The sequence below is a fragment of the Flavonifractor plautii ATCC 29863 genome (assembly GCF_000239295.1).
Lineage (GTDB): Bacteria > Bacillota > Clostridia > Oscillospirales > Oscillospiraceae > Flavonifractor > Flavonifractor plautii.
In genome coordinates, this window is record NZ_JH417839.1 from 13,909 (window position 1) to 26,842 (window position 12,934).

Annotated in this window: 14 protein-coding genes; 4 read left to right on the forward strand and 10 right to left on the reverse strand. The window is 62.6% G+C overall.

Annotated features, from left to right (window positions below):
• Positions 1-95: 95 nt before the first annotated feature.
• Positions 96-1,397: a phosphopyruvate hydratase gene (gene eno / locus HMPREF0372_RS16115; protein WP_007494808.1), complete on the forward strand. Its 1,302-nt coding sequence runs from the start codon at positions 96-98 to the stop codon at positions 1,395-1,397.
• 433 nt (positions 1,398-1,830) lie between these two features.
• Here eno and HMPREF0372_RS16120 read toward each other — a convergent pair whose 3' ends face one another.
• The 3 genes from HMPREF0372_RS16120 to mnmE form a co-directional block, all read right to left on the reverse strand.
• Positions 1,831-2,199, reverse strand: a complete 369-nt coding sequence (locus tag HMPREF0372_RS16120; RefSeq protein WP_007494812.1) for a VOC family protein — start codon at positions 2,197-2,199, stop codon at positions 1,831-1,833.
• 240 nt (positions 2,200-2,439) lie between these two features.
• The gene (locus tag HMPREF0372_RS16125; RefSeq protein ID WP_009258113.1) at positions 2,440-2,628 is read right to left on the reverse strand and encodes a ferredoxin; all 189 of its coding nucleotides are present in this window, start codon (positions 2,626-2,628) and stop codon (positions 2,440-2,442) included.
• Between the two features lie 55 nt (positions 2,629-2,683).
• A complete protein-coding gene (gene mnmE / locus HMPREF0372_RS16130) occupies positions 2,684-4,054 on the reverse strand; it encodes a tRNA uridine-5-carboxymethylaminomethyl(34) synthesis GTPase MnmE (RefSeq protein ID WP_007494816.1) in 1,371 nt (456 codons plus the stop codon).
• 428 nt (positions 4,055-4,482) lie between these two features.
• Between mnmE and HMPREF0372_RS16135 the strand changes: the two genes are divergently transcribed.
• Positions 4,483-5,181 (forward strand): YczE/YyaS/YitT family protein, encoded by a 699-nt coding sequence (locus tag HMPREF0372_RS16135; RefSeq protein ID WP_007494820.1) that lies wholly within the window; start codon positions 4,483-4,485, stop codon positions 5,179-5,181.
• 56 nt (positions 5,182-5,237) lie between these two features.
• Here HMPREF0372_RS16135 and rpsI read toward each other — a convergent pair whose 3' ends face one another.
• Together rpsI and rplM are read right to left on the reverse strand one after the other, a co-directional pair.
• Positions 5,238-5,642, reverse strand: coding sequence for a 30S ribosomal protein S9 (gene rpsI, locus HMPREF0372_RS16140; protein ID WP_007494821.1), 405 nt, complete (start codon positions 5,640-5,642; stop codon positions 5,238-5,240).
• Between the two features lie 17 nt (positions 5,643-5,659).
• On the reverse strand, positions 5,660-6,091 hold the full coding sequence (gene rplM / locus HMPREF0372_RS16145) for a 50S ribosomal protein L13 (protein WP_007494823.1): 432 nt from the start codon (positions 6,089-6,091) through the stop codon (positions 5,660-5,662).
• Positions 6,092-6,313: 222 nt separating this feature from the next.
• Here rplM and HMPREF0372_RS16150 point away from each other — a divergent pair, with 222 nt between their 5' ends.
• Complete coding sequence (locus tag HMPREF0372_RS16150) at positions 6,314-7,072, forward strand: tRNA lysidine(34) synthetase (RefSeq protein WP_039997838.1); 759 nt, start codon at positions 6,314-6,316, stop codon at positions 7,070-7,072.
• A gap of 3 nt (positions 7,073-7,075) precedes the next feature.
• Here the strand turns inward: HMPREF0372_RS16150 and HMPREF0372_RS16155 are convergent, their stop codons facing one another.
• Positions 7,076-7,558, reverse strand: a complete 483-nt coding sequence (locus HMPREF0372_RS16155) for a hypothetical protein (protein ID WP_039997840.1) — start codon at positions 7,556-7,558, stop codon at positions 7,076-7,078.
• Positions 7,559-7,787: 229 nt separating this feature from the next.
• Here HMPREF0372_RS16155 and HMPREF0372_RS20400 point away from each other — a divergent pair, with 229 nt between their 5' ends.
• Positions 7,788-8,822, forward strand: coding sequence for a helix-turn-helix domain-containing protein (locus HMPREF0372_RS20400; RefSeq protein WP_007494829.1), 1,035 nt, complete (start codon positions 7,788-7,790; stop codon positions 8,820-8,822).
• Positions 8,823-9,006: 184 nt separating this feature from the next.
• On the opposite strand, the gene HMPREF0372_RS16170 is transcribed toward HMPREF0372_RS20400, so the two are convergent.
• The 4 genes from HMPREF0372_RS16170 to HMPREF0372_RS16185 form a co-directional block, all read right to left on the reverse strand.
• Complete coding sequence (locus HMPREF0372_RS16170) at positions 9,007-9,240, reverse strand: hypothetical protein (protein ID WP_007494831.1); 234 nt, start codon at positions 9,238-9,240, stop codon at positions 9,007-9,009.
• Positions 9,241-9,418: 178 nt separating this feature from the next.
• Positions 9,419-9,832 (reverse strand): P-loop NTPase family protein, encoded by a 414-nt coding sequence (locus HMPREF0372_RS16175; protein WP_007494833.1) that lies wholly within the window; start codon positions 9,830-9,832, stop codon positions 9,419-9,421.
• A 119-nt stretch (positions 9,833-9,951) separates the two neighbouring features.
• Positions 9,952-11,280, reverse strand: a complete 1,329-nt coding sequence (locus HMPREF0372_RS16180; RefSeq protein ID WP_024725021.1) for a glucose-6-phosphate isomerase — start codon at positions 11,278-11,280, stop codon at positions 9,952-9,954.
• Between the two features lie 153 nt (positions 11,281-11,433).
• The gene (locus tag HMPREF0372_RS16185; protein WP_007494838.1) at positions 11,434-12,792 is read right to left on the reverse strand and encodes a PFL family protein; all 1,359 of its coding nucleotides are present in this window, start codon (positions 12,790-12,792) and stop codon (positions 11,434-11,436) included.
• Between the last annotated feature and the right edge of the window lie 142 nt (positions 12,793-12,934).

The window sequence follows — 12,934 nt, forward strand, 5'->3', positions numbered from 1 at the left end:
CATAGAGCCCCGGCGGGCCGGAGCCCGCCCCCCACACAAAATACCCCTGTAGGCGGGAGCAGGCTCCCGCCGCCAATACGAAAGGAGTTTTCATCATGAAGCAGATCATTGAGATCGTTGACGTGCTGGGCCGCGAGATCCTGGACAGCCGCGGCAATCCCACCGTTGAGGTGGAGGTCTACCTGGAGGACGGCACCGTCGGCCGCGCCGCCGTGCCCTCCGGCGCATCCACTGGCATCTATGAGGCCTGCGAGCTCCGCGACGGCGACAAGAGCCGTTACCTGGGCAAGGGCGTGCTCACCGCCGTGAAGAACGTGAACACCGACATCGCCGAGTGCCTGGTGGGCATGAATGTGCTGGATCAGACCGCCATCGACAAGGCCCTCATCGAGCTGGACGGCACCCCCAACAAGACCAAGCTGGGCGCCAACGCCATTCTGGGCGCTTCCCTGGCCTGCGCCAAGGCGGCGGCCGAGGCCCTGGGTACCTCCCTGTACAACTATATCGGCGGCGCCAACGCCAAGATCCTGCCCGTGCCCATGATGAACATCCTCAACGGCGGCGCCCATGCCACCAACAACGTGGAGATCCAGGAGTTCATGATCATGCCCGTGGGCGCCTGCTGCTTCCGCGAGGCCCTGCGCATGTGCGCCGAGGTGTTCCACACCCTGAAGAACGTCCTGAAAGAGAACGGCACTCCCGCCGCCGGCGTGGGCGACGAGGGCGGCTACGCCCCCAACCTGAAGAAGGATGAGGATGCCCTGAAGGTCATCGTCAAGGCCATCGAGGAGGCCGGCTACAAGCCTGGCGAGGACTTCAAGATCGCCATCGACGCCGCCTCCTCCGAGTGGTGGAACGAGGAGGAGAAGTGCTATATCCAGCCCAAGTCCGGCAAGAAGCTGACCCAGCAGCAGCTGGTCAACATGTGGAAGAAGTTTGCCGACACCTACCCCATCGTCTCCCTGGAGGACGGTATGGCCGAGACCGACTGGGAGGGCTGGGCCATGCTCACCAAGGCCATCGGCGACCGCGTCCAGCTGGTGGGCGACGACCTGTTCGTCACCAACACCGAGCGGCTCAAGACCGGCATTGAGAAGAAGGTGGGCAACGCCATCCTCATCAAGGTCAACCAGATCGGCACCCTGACCGAGACCTTGGACGCCATCCAGATGGCCAACCGGGCCGGCTACACCGCCATCGTGTCCCACCGCTCCGGCGAGACCGAGGACGCCACCATCGCCGACATCGCCGTGGCCGTCAACGCCGGCCAGATCAAGACCGGCGCTCCCAGCCGCACCGACCGCGTGGCCAAGTACAATCAGCTGCTCCGCATCGAGGAGGAGCTGGGCGACGTGGCGCAGTATCTGGGTATGGACGCTTTCTTCAACCTCAAATAAACGAAGGAACCGCAAGGGGCCGCTGCCAATGGCAGCGGCCCCGCTTTTTGGGTCGCCCAGCTCCTGGGGTCCCCAACCGAGCCCAACGCAGTGGGTCGGTTGGGGAGAGGAGGAGCAAGGGAGCGGAGGGAGGGATGCCCACGCATGGGCGTCCCGACGGGAGCGGACTTTGCGACGACGAGGGCGACGTGGCGCAGTATCTGGGTATGGACGCCTTCTTCAATCTCAAGTAAAGCGAAGCGTTGAACGCCCGGGAGCAGGCGCACAGCGAGCTGCGCAGACAAAAAAGCAGTTGCGCCGAAGTGTAAGGATTTATAGAGAAGTTAAGGACAAGGCAGGCCGCAACGGTCTGCCTTGTCCTTTTTATACTGTGTAACCCACTATGACACTTTCAAGGAAAGTGTTCGTGGGAGAAGCGATAAACTGTACTTTGTTACTTTTGGCATAGGCAAAATGGATGTCCTGCTGGGTCAAACATTGTTACAAAATCACTTCCGCCAAATTGTGCTTTTGACTTTGTTGCTCCCAACCGCTCTGCTTTCTTAACCATTTCCATAACATTATCAACTTGAAAATCAAAATGTATCTGTTTCTGTTGTTTCCCTGTTTCTTCGGGCCATACAGGGCAAATATACTCAGCTTCTTCAATGAACAGAAAAACGATTCCCGTAGAACTGCGTACAGCAGGTCTCGCAAATAATTCGCACATTTCCCAACCTAATAACTCACCATAAAATTTCTGCAATTTCTTTTCGTCATCGCAATCAACCATGACATTTCCTAATATAACTTCATTTTCCATGCTGAGTCCTCTCCTCCCCAAATTTTGATTTGCCGGTGAGACAATTATAAAGCGGCACCCACCGGAAAGCAACTTTTTTCAGCGGGTGTCAACTTCCTTATGGAAGTTGCGCCGAAGGCGCAAGGTGTTTTTTGCGGAGCGGTGAGCAGTGCGCCGTGGCGGAGGGTGTGAGGCGTGACAACCGAAGGAACCGCAAGGGGCCGCTGCCATTGGCAGCGGCCCCTTGTCGTGCTTGACCCGTCACTCCTCCAGATAGATGATGCTGACCGGGCAGCCCTCGGCGGCGGATTTCACAGCGGGCAGGTGCGCCGGGCCGGGCTGGCGGTAGACCTCCGCCAACCCGTCCTCCGCGATCCGGAACACGTCGGGGCAGGTGGAGACACACAGCCCGCAGCTGATACAGTCGCTGCGCTCGATGGAGACCTCCATGTGCATCGCTCCTTTCACCCGATAGGATGCCCCGGCGGGCGGCGGGCCATGCGTCCTATTTTCCCACGCAGAAACGCTCAAAGATGCGGGCGGTCACGTCCTCCCGCACGCTGGCCCCGGTGAGCTCTCCCAAGGCGGCGAGGGCCTCCTCCGCGTCGGTGAGGAGGGCATCGGGGGTGATACCGGCCTCCAGGCTCTCAGAGGCCCGCGTAACGGCCTCCAGCGCCCGCCGGGCGGCATCGGCCTGCCGGGCATTGGTGAGCAGCTCTCCGGCGCTCTCCGCGCCTCCAGCGGGGAAGAGGGCGGCGACGGTCTCCCCCAGCGCATCCAGCCCTGCGCCGGTGGCGGCGCTGACCACACACAGATGGGGGAAGCGGCTCCGCAGCTCCTCCGGCGCGAAAGCCAGGGGGCGGTCGGACTTGTTGATCAGGCAGATGACCCGGGGGGCGCGGGCGGCCTGGGCCATGGCGGCCTCGTCCTCGGGGGTGAGGGAGGCGGAGCCGTCCAGCACCAGCAGGGCCAGGGCGGCCCCCTCTAGGGCGGCCCGGCTGCGCTCCACGCCGATACGCTCCACGGCGTCGTCGGTCTCCCGCAGGCCGGCGGTGTCGATGAGCCGCAGCACAACGCCGCCCAGCCGGCACCGGGCCTCCACCGTGTCCCGGGTGGTGCCGGGTACGTCGGTGACAATGGCCCGGTCATAGCCCACCAGGGCGTTGAGCAGGGAGGACTTGCCCGCGTTGGGCCGTCCTATCAGCACGCAGGGCACGCCACCGGCGATATACCGTCCCCGGTCATAGGTGCGCAGAAGGGCGTCCAGGCCCGTACGGGCGGCGTCCAGGCTCTCCCGGATGGTGTCGGCCCGGAAGGGGTCGATGTCCTCGTCCGGATAGTCCAGCACGGCGTGAAAGTGGGCCATGAGATCCACCAGACCGTCGTAGAGGGCGGCCACCCGGCGGCTCAGCGCGCCGGAGAGCTGCCCGGCAGCCTGCCGCACGGCGGCGGGGGTCTCCGCCTCGAGGAGATCCGCCACCGCCTCCGCCTGGGTCAGATCCAGTTTTCCGTTGAGGAAGGCCCGCTTGGTGAACTCCCCCGGCCCGGCCTGCCGGACGCCCTGGGCAAACAGGGCCTCCAGCGCCATAGCCAGCACTGCGGGAGAGCCGTGGCACTGCAGCTCCGCCGTGTCCTCGCCGGTGTAGCTGTGGGGGGCACGGGAGAGCGTGGCCAGCACCTGGTCGATGGGGGCACCGTCGGGGCCCAGCAGGGTGCCGTAGACCAGCCTGCGACTCTCACAGGCGGCCAGGGGACGCCCGCTGGCGGCGCGGAACACGGCGGACGCGGCCTCGATAGCGCCCTCTCCGCTGACGCGGACGATGCCAATGGCGCTGGGAACCGGGGGTGTGGCAATGGCGGCAATGGGTTCGGACATGCTTTCACCTCGTGATTGAGCGGCGGCTCATGATATGTTCAGGACACCTGACGTTATTGTACCACAATTGGAAGAAAAACGGAGAACAAAAAAGTTTGTAGAATCCGCCGTGGATTTTTTGCTTGACTTGTCTTATGTCAACTGAATTTTGCATATTGGCGTTATCCACAGGGTGTTAACAGATGTGGATAACCATGTGGATAATGTGGAAAACCCTTTGGATACCGGAGGTCGGGCGTTTCTTTACACGGTCTCTACACTGCATAGCGGATTGTATAAGGCATGTCAAAGAACATTTGTATCAGCGGCGCCGGATGTCAAAAATGGGGGTGGTTTTTTGGGCAGGCCGACAATTGAACGTAATTTTTAAAAATGCTAAAATATTATTATATCTAAAAAATATTTTTTATAAAAGGAGGGGTAGGCTTATGAGACAGCCCAGCCTGCTGCGCCGCTATATTCTGTTCTTCTGCGGAGTTCTCTGCGCCGCCCTGGGAATCGCCCTGATTACCTTAGCCGGTATGGGCACCTCGGCGGTGTCCAGCCTCTCCTATGTCCTCACGTTTGTCTTTCCAGGGCTCTCGCTGGGGGTGTTTACCTTCCTGGTGAACTGCACCATGCTGGTCGGCCAGGTGCTGTTGCTCCGGCACAGGTTTCAGTCCATACAGCTCCTCCAGATTCCGGCCACGCTCCTCTTCTCGGTCTGCATCGACCTGTGGACAGAGCTGTTGGCCCCGCTGGTGCCGGAGTCCTATGGGGCCAGGTGGGTGGTGCTCCTGCTGGGCTGTCTCTCCCTGGGGCTGGGGGTTGCGCTGGAGGTGCTTCCCAATGTGCTGATCCTGCCATGTGAGGGGTTTGTCCGAACCGCCAGCCAGGTATTCGGCTGGGATTTTGGGAAGACCAAGACCGGCTATGATCTGGCTATGGTGTCGGCAGCCGCCCTGCTCTCCTATCTCAGCCTGGGGGCCATCTGCGGCCTGCGGGAGGGGACAATAGTTTGTGCCCTGACTGTGGGAGGAATCTCCCGATTTCTGTGCCGCAGGCTCTCCTTCCTGCAATATCCGAGCCGGAGTCATCCGCCCATACCCGCAGAAGCAAGCGGCGCCCATACCGCCGCAGAGCCCTGAAAGCGCAAGTAAAATGCCGCCCATATGGGCGGCATTTTAAAAGGTCAGGCGAAAAATTAGCGCTTGGAGAACTGGGGAGCGCGGCGGGCGGCCTTCAGGCCGTACTTCTTACGCTCCTTCATGCGAGGATCGCGGGTGAGGAAACCGGCGGCCTTGAGGGCGGCGCGGAACTCGGGGTTGACCTGCAACAGAGCGCGGGCCACACCGTGGCGGATGGCGCCGGCCTGGCCGGTCACGCCGCCGCCGGTGACGGTGGCAACGATGTCCACCTTGCCCAGGGTGTCGGTAGTGGCCAGGGGCTGGCGAACCAGCAGCTTCAGGGTCTCCAGGCCGAAGTAATCGTCGATGTCGCGGCCGTTGATGGTGATCGCGCCGGTGCCGTTGGGGAACAGATGCACCCGGGCCACGGAGGACTTGCGGCGGCCGGTGCCATACAGATAAGGCTTCTTGCTCTTATACATTCCTTTGTACCTCCTGCTTAGATGGCGGCCCAGGTTTCGGGCTTCTGGGCGGTGTGGGGATGCTCGGCGCCGCGGTAGATGTGCAGGCGGGACAGAGAATCCTTGGTGATGATGTTGCGGGGCAGCATGCCGCGGACGGCCAGCTGCATGGCCAGCTCGGGCTTCTGCTGCATCAGCAGGCGGTACTTGGTCTCCTTGAGGCCGCCGATCCAGCCGGAGTGGCGGCGGTAGTACTTCTGCTCCAGCTTCTTGCCGGTCAGAACAGCCTTCTCGGCGTTGACGATCACGACGAAGTCGCCGCAGTCGGCGTGGGGGGTGAACTCAGGCTTGTGCTTGCCGCGCAGCAGGGTGGCCGCAGCGGCGGCAGTCTTGCCCAGGGGCTTGCCCGCCGCATCGAGGATATACCACTTGCGGACGATGTTCCCCTTGTTGGCCATAAAAGTGGACATGGTGAAACCTCCAATTTTGCGTTCTATGATCAAAAATGTCTCAACAGAATAAGAACCCCAATCTGGACGACCGGAGCGTTTTGTATTATAATACGGTGGTTCCAAGGTGTCAACACGTTTTTTGAAAATTTTAATTTAGAAATAAGAATGCTCGCTCAAGCGCGCGAAATCTCGCAAATACTCTTGAATGCTCCGTTTCGATTTTTAATTTTTGAGGTGCCTATGAACAAGATTTTGAGCTATGTCCGCCGCTGTGTGGAGGACTACGACATGATCCAGGCCGGGGACCGGGTGGCGGTGGGGGTGTCCGGGGGCAAGGACTCCCTGACCCTGCTGGTGGCCCTGGCCAGGCTGCGGGAGTTCTACCCCAAGCCCTTTACCGTGGAGGCCTACACCCTGGATATGGGCCATGTGGACGGGGGAGAGGGGATGGACTTCACCGGGGTGGAGGCCCTGTGCCGGGAGCTGGACGTGCCCTTCACGCTGCTCCACAGCGAAATCCACCACATCATCTTTGATCTGCGCAAGGAGAAGAACCCCTGCTCCATGTGCGCCAAGATGCGCCGGGGCGCCCTCCACAACGCCCTGAGGGAGCACGGCGTCACCAAGATCGCCCTGGGCCACCACTTTGACGACGCGGTGGAGACCTTCTTCCTCTCCCTGTTTTATGAGGGGCGGCTGTCCTGCTTCCAGCCCGTGACCTATTTAGACCGCACCGGCATCACCCAAATCCGCCCCCTGCTCTACTGTGGGGAGGGGATGCTCCGCAACGCCGCCGAGCGCAACCATCTGCCCGTGGTGTTCAACCCCTGCCCGGCGGACGGCAATACCAAGCGCCAGGAGGTCAAGGAGCTGATCAAGTCCCTGGACAAGCAGTATCCCGGCCTCAAGAGCCGGGTGTTCGGGGCCATGCAGGGCCTGCCCCTGCCCGCCTGGGGGCCGGTGGAGCACCGGCGGGTGCCCCTGCCCGACGGGCGGTAGGCCTCAGACCGGACTGGGGATTACCTGGCACATTCCGTCCAGCTCCGCCGGAAAATGGTTGGGCAGGTAGAGCGAGGGGGCCTTCCGCAGAGGGACGGCCCCGGAGGCGGAGAGAAGCTCCGCCACAAACTGGGAGCAGAAATAGCGGTTTTTCCAGTGGAAGGGGAGGCGCAGCAGGCAGAGCGCCACCCCGATATAGCTGTAGCGGTAGTCCGCCCGGCGGGCGGACATGGCCCGCAGACGGGCCTCCGCCAGCCGGTAGGCCCCGTCGGTCACCGGGATCCGGTAGCAGCGGCCGGCGGTGACGCCGCGGCGGCGGAGCTTGTCGGGGGTCTCCTCCGTGAAGCCGCGGAAGGAGAAGCTGTAAAACCGTCCGTCGCCCTCCAGGCCGATGGAGGCGTGGGTGAACCCCCGCCCGCTGAGCAGGGCCAGCAGGCGGGAGAAGCGGCCGGGGTATTTGGTGAGCAGTACGCGCAGGTATTTCACCGGACAGACATCCTTTTTTGGCGTACCCTGCAAGACGCCTGTTACCATACCACACCGGCGGCCGGCCGGCAAGCCTTTGCGGCTGGACTGGCGGGAAACCCTTGCAAAACAAGGACTTTCCTAACGGTCGAGCGGGGAAATCGGCCCAAAGCCTTGCAATTTTGCCCCCGTTGCCGTATGGTGAGGGCGGCCCTGCAAGACAAGACTCTGCCGCAAAGGATGGTTCAACATGGAAAACAAGAAGACCTTCGGCGCGTATATCTGCCGCCGCCGGAAGGAGCTGGGGCTCACCCAGCGGGAATTCGCCGACAGGCTCTTCGTCACTGAGTCGGCGGTCAGCAAGTGGGAGAGGGGCATGTCCTACCCGGACATCACCCTGATCCGGGATATCTGCGCCATTTTACAGGTGTCGGAGCACGAGCTGCTCACCGCCAGCGAGGACGTGGAGGCCCGCACCGCCGAGACCCTGGCGAAAAAATACCTGTCCCTGCTGCGCCGCCTGCGCTGGATTCAGTACATCCTCTACGGCGGCACCGCCCTGATCTGCCTCATCTGCAATCTGGCGGTGGGGCATACCCTGGACTGGTTCTGGCTGGTACTCACCGGGGAACTGGTGGGGGCCAGCCTCACCCTCCTGCCCATCCTGGTGAAGCAGTACCGGGGCGTCATCACGCTGGGGGGCTTCACCCTCTCCCTGGAGCTGCTGCTGCTGGCCGCCTGCCTGTTCAGCGGGGGAGACTGGTTCCTGCTGGCCTCGGCGGGGGTGCTGCTGGGGCTGGGGGCGGCCTTCCTGCCCGGCGCCCTGCGGGAGCTGCCCCGCCCCCTGGGGGAGCACAAGGCTGTGCTCTACCTGGGGACGGAGACCCTGCTGCTGTGCGCCCTGCTCTGGGTCAGTTGTGCCTATGACGGCGCAGATTGGTTCCCCATTCCTACCCTGCCGGCGGTTCTCTTCGGCCTGACCCTGCCCTGGGCCTGGGTGCTCATCTGCCGGTACGCCCCCATCAGCCGCTGGTGGAAGGGGACGGCCTGCCTGGGGGCGGCCTGCGTGTTCCTCCCCCTGGTCAACCCGGTGATCGACCGGCTGGTGCGGCTGGGCGGCGGGACGGTGGAGCGGCTCCACGGCTTCTGGTTCCGGCCGGATTTCACCCGATGGGCGGAGAACTGGTACTTCAATGAGAACGTCCTCCTGCTCCTGTGGCTGGCCCTGGTAGCGGCCGCGGCGCTCTGTGCGCTCCGGGCGCTCCTGCGCCGCCGGGAGGCATGAACGCACCCGGACTGGATCAGGAAATAAAACTTTATGCGCACAGGGCGCACCACGAAATTATGCAAAGGCTTAGGCGCATGAAGTTTCTGCGCATATGGGCCGTCCCGCTGTAAGCGGCACATGGCCAATTTTGCTATGCTTTTGCATAGCAAAACAGGCGTCGGCCAGCGGCCAACGCCTGTTTTTATTTCTCCATCTTATGCTTGAGATGCTCCACCTTGCGGGCCAAATAGTCGGAATCGGTGACCACCTTGACGGGCTGAGTGAAGTCCAGGGTGAACAGGCCGATGAAGGACTTGGCATCCACGCGGACGCTGTCGTCCAAGGAGTGCAGGAAGATCTCGTCGTCACAGGAACTGGCGATCTCCTGAAGCCGCTGGAGCTGGGCAATGGAGTTAAACTGCATTTCAATCATCATGATTCACACCTCCTTTATTTCGCCAAAGAGTATATCATGGGCGGTAATCCCACGCAATCGGTATATTATCCAAAGTTCTGCGGCGGTATGCCGGATGTACAAGCGATTTGACGCCGGAAGGAGGGAGGAACGAGGCAGCGGGCCCTGCCGGCGGCAGGGCCCGCTGAAAGGGCACGTATCAGAAGTATTTCTTGACGCCGTCGGTGGCCAGGGAGGCATCGGCGCTGATGGTGACGGTGAACTTAATATTGTTCTTCTCGGAGAAGCTGTTCAGCCAGTCCAGGAACTCCTCCACCGCATGGTCGGTGGCCTCGGAGGCCACAATCTTGGTCAGGCTGTCGATAAAGACATGGGTGATGTCGTAGTTGCCCGCGTACAGGCCGCTGATAAAGCCCTTCAGGAAGTCATAGCTCTTAATATCGTAATGGCTGGCCTCCACCAGACGGATCTTATAATGAATGTCATAGGTCAGCTTGGGGCCCCGCTCGATGCAGACCACATTGCCGTTCTCGCTGTGGACAGCGGAATTAATGAGCTCGATCATCTGCTTGGTCTTGCCGGTGCCCTTGACACCCATGATCACTCTCACCATAGTTATCACTCCTTCATTGTCCGCCGGAGCGTATCTCCGGCCTTGTGCAATTATGTTACCATTTTTGCGGCCCGATTGCAACTGATTTGCGGAAGTTCACCAAAAATTAACGGGGGTTCTTACAGGCGTGCCTCCAGCTCCGCCTTGCGGTCCTCATAACCGGGCTTGCCCAGGAGGGCGTACATGTTGTTCTTATACGCTTCCACGCCGGGCTGGTCGAAGGGATTGATCTCCAGCAGATAGCCAGACAGGCCGCAGGCGTACTCGAAGAAGTAGATCAGCCAGCCCACGCTCTGCGCGTCCCGGGCCGGGGCGGTGACCACCAGGTTGGGCACGCCGCCGTCCACGTGGGCCAGCAGGGTGCCCCGCATGGCCTGTTCGGCCACAAAGGAGAGATCCTTGCCCGCTAGGAAGTTGAGCCCGTCCACATTGTCCGGGTCGTGTGGAATGGTGACGCTGCCGCGGCTGCGGGCGAAGCGCACCACCGTCTCCAGCATCAGGCGCTCACCCTGCTGGATGTACTGGCCCATGGAGTGCAGATCGGCGGTGAACTCCACGCTGGCGGGGAAGAGGGCCTTGCCGTCCTTGCCCTCGGTCTCGCCGAAGAGCTGTTTCCACCACTCGCCAAAGAAGCGGAAGGAGGGCTCGTACCCCACCAGGATTTCCACCTTCTTGCCCTGGGTATACAGGGCGTGGCGGGCGGCGGCGTACTGCCAGGCCGGGTTGTCCGCACCGGGGGCGGCCAGGGCCTCCATGGCCTGGGCGGCGCCCTCCATCAGGGCGGCGATATCCACCCCGGCGCAGGCGATGGGCAACAGGCCCACGGCGGTGAGGACGGAATAGCGGCCGCCCACCGCGTCGGGCACCACAAACTCCTCATAGCCCTCCGCGTCGGCCAGGCCCTTCAAGGCCCCCTTGTGGGCGTCGGTGGTGGCGTAGATGCGCCTGCGGGCCCCCTCCTTGCCGTACTTCTCCTCCAGCAGGGCCTTGAAGATGCGGAAGGCTACTGCCGGCTCGGTGGTAGTGCCCGACTTGGAGATGACATTGATGGAGAAGTCCTTGTCCTTCACCAGCTCGATGACCTCCAGCATGGCGTCGGAGGAGAGGCCGTTGCCGGCAAAGTAGATGTCGGGCCCGCCCTTGTGGGTCAGGTTGAAATTGGGGGAGTGGAGCAGCTCCACCACCGCGCGGGCGCCCAGATAGGAGCCGCCGATGCCGATGACCACCAGGGCCTGGGAGTCGCTGCGGATGCGCTCCGCCGCCGCCTGGATGCGGGCAAACTCCTCCTTGTCGTAGTCCCGGGGCAGGTGAACCCAGCCGGTATACGCGCCGCCCAGGCCGCTGCCCTCCTCCAGCTTGACGCGGGCGCTCTCCAGCGCGTCCAGCCGGCTGGTCAGCCAGTCCTCGGGCAGAAACGGGGTGCAGTTGGAAGTATTCAGCTCTAACATAAATTGACCCTCCTCAAAATAAGGCTTGTCCTGGCTCCCAGTATACACCAAAGCAGGCCGCTTTCCTAGGGGGATTTTGGAAATTTTGAAGCAAAAAAATGCGCCCGGCACAGGCCGGGCGCGGAGAAGGACAACGGGGATTGGGCGGCCGCGTCAGTTCTTGAGACTCTGCATGGGGGCCGGAATACGTCCGCCGCGGGCCACAAAGGCGTCACTGCTCTCGGCGTGGACGGGCATGACGGGGGCGGAGCCCAGCAGGCCGCCGAATTCCACCGTATCCCCCACCACCTTGCCGGGGGCGGGGATGAGGCGGACGGCGGTGGTCTTGGAGTTGACCATGCCGATGGCGGCCTCGTCGGCGATGATGGCGGAGAGGGTGGCGGCGGTGGTGTCGCCGGGGACGGCGATCATGTCCAGGCCCACGGAGCACACGCAGGTCATGGCCTCCAGCTTATCCAGGTGGAGGGCGCCCGAGCGGGCGGCGGCGATCATGCCCTCGTCCTCGCTGACGGGGATGAAGGCGCCGGACAGGCCGCCCACGTGGGAGGAGGCCATGACGCCCCCTTTCTTCACTGCGTCGTTGAGCAGGGCCAGGGCGGCGGTGGTGCCGTGGGTACCGCAGGTCTCCAGGCCCATCTCCTCCAGAATGCGGGCCACGCTGTCGCCGATGGCGGGGGTGGGGGCCAGGGAGAGATCCACGATGCCAAAGGGCACGCCCAGCCGGCGGCTGGCCTCCTGGGCCACCAGCTGGCCCATTCGGGTCACCCGGAAGGCGGTCTTCTTGATGGTCTCGGCCACCACGTCGAAGGGCTGGCCCTTCACGTCCTTGAGGGCGTGGTGCACCACGCCGGGGCCGGACACGCCCACATTGATGATGCAGTCCGGCTCCCCCACGCCGTGGAAGGCGCCCGCCATGAAGGGGTTATCCTCCACCGCATTGCAGAATACCACCAGCTTGGCGCAGCCAAAGCCGCCCCGGTCGGCGGTGCGCTCGGCGGTGTCCTTGATGATGCGGCCCATCTCGGCCACCGCGTCCATGTTGATCCCCGCCCGGGTGGAGCCAACGTTGACGGAGGAGCAGACAAAGTCGGTGATGGCCAGCGCCTCGGGGATAGAGGCGATGAGCTTCTTGTCGGCCTGGGTGGCCCCCTTCTGCACCAGGGCGGAGAAGCCGCCGATGAAGTTGACCCCGGTGGACTTGGCGGCGTTGTCCATGGCCACGGCGAAGGGGACGTAGCTGCCCGTCTCCGACGCCCCGGCCACAAGAGCCATGGGGGTGACGGAGATGCGTTTGTTGACGATGGGGATGCCGAACTCCCGCTCAATGGCCTCGCCGGTGGCCACCAGGTGCTCGGCCCGGCGGGTGATCTTGTCATAGATCTTCTGACAGGCGGCCTTTGGATCGGGATCGGCGCAGTCCAGCAGGGAGATGCCCATGGTAATGGTACGCACGTCCAGATGCTGCTGGTCGATCATATGTATGGTATCCAAAATTTCGTTGGTGTTGATCAAGTCAATTCCTCCTGAAAATCAACTGAAGCGTGGGCGGTTCCGGCGGGCGGGGACAAGCCCCGCCCCTACATTACAGCTCCCAAAGACGTCCCGCTGTAGGGGCCGACACCCCAGGGCGGCCTCTCTTGCCCCTGCGGGGCAA

Excerpts from the sequence above, each read along its gene's own strand:
- eno (WP_007494808.1), top strand. The coding sequence starts at position 96 with ATGAAGCAGATCATTGAGATCGTTGACGTGCTGGGCCGCGAGATCCTG.
- HMPREF0372_RS16120 (WP_007494812.1), bottom strand. The coding sequence starts at position 2,199 with ATGGAAAATGAAGTTATATTAGGAAATGTCATGGTTGATTGCGATGAC.
- HMPREF0372_RS16125 (WP_009258113.1), bottom strand. The coding sequence starts at position 2,628 with ATGGAGGTCTCCATCGAGCGCAGCGACTGTATCAGCTGCGGGCTGTGT.
- mnmE (WP_007494816.1), bottom strand. The coding sequence starts at position 4,054 with ATGTCCGAACCCATTGCCGCCATTGCCACACCCCCGGTTCCCAGCGCC.
- HMPREF0372_RS16135 (WP_007494820.1), top strand. The coding sequence starts at position 4,483 with ATGAGACAGCCCAGCCTGCTGCGCCGCTATATTCTGTTCTTCTGCGGA.
- rpsI (WP_007494821.1), bottom strand. The coding sequence starts at position 5,642 with ATGTATAAGAGCAAGAAGCCTTATCTGTATGGCACCGGCCGCCGCAAG.
- rplM (WP_007494823.1), bottom strand. The coding sequence starts at position 6,091 with ATGTCCACTTTTATGGCCAACAAGGGGAACATCGTCCGCAAGTGGTAT.
- HMPREF0372_RS16150 (WP_039997838.1), top strand. The coding sequence starts at position 6,314 with ATGAACAAGATTTTGAGCTATGTCCGCCGCTGTGTGGAGGACTACGAC.
- HMPREF0372_RS20400 (WP_007494829.1), top strand. The coding sequence starts at position 7,788 with ATGGAAAACAAGAAGACCTTCGGCGCGTATATCTGCCGCCGCCGGAAG.
- HMPREF0372_RS16170 (WP_007494831.1), bottom strand. The coding sequence starts at position 9,240 with ATGATGATTGAAATGCAGTTTAACTCCATTGCCCAGCTCCAGCGGCTT.
- HMPREF0372_RS16175 (WP_007494833.1), bottom strand. The coding sequence starts at position 9,832 with ATGGTGAGAGTGATCATGGGTGTCAAGGGCACCGGCAAGACCAAGCAG.
- HMPREF0372_RS16180 (WP_024725021.1), bottom strand. The coding sequence starts at position 11,280 with ATGTTAGAGCTGAATACTTCCAACTGCACCCCGTTTCTGCCCGAGGAC.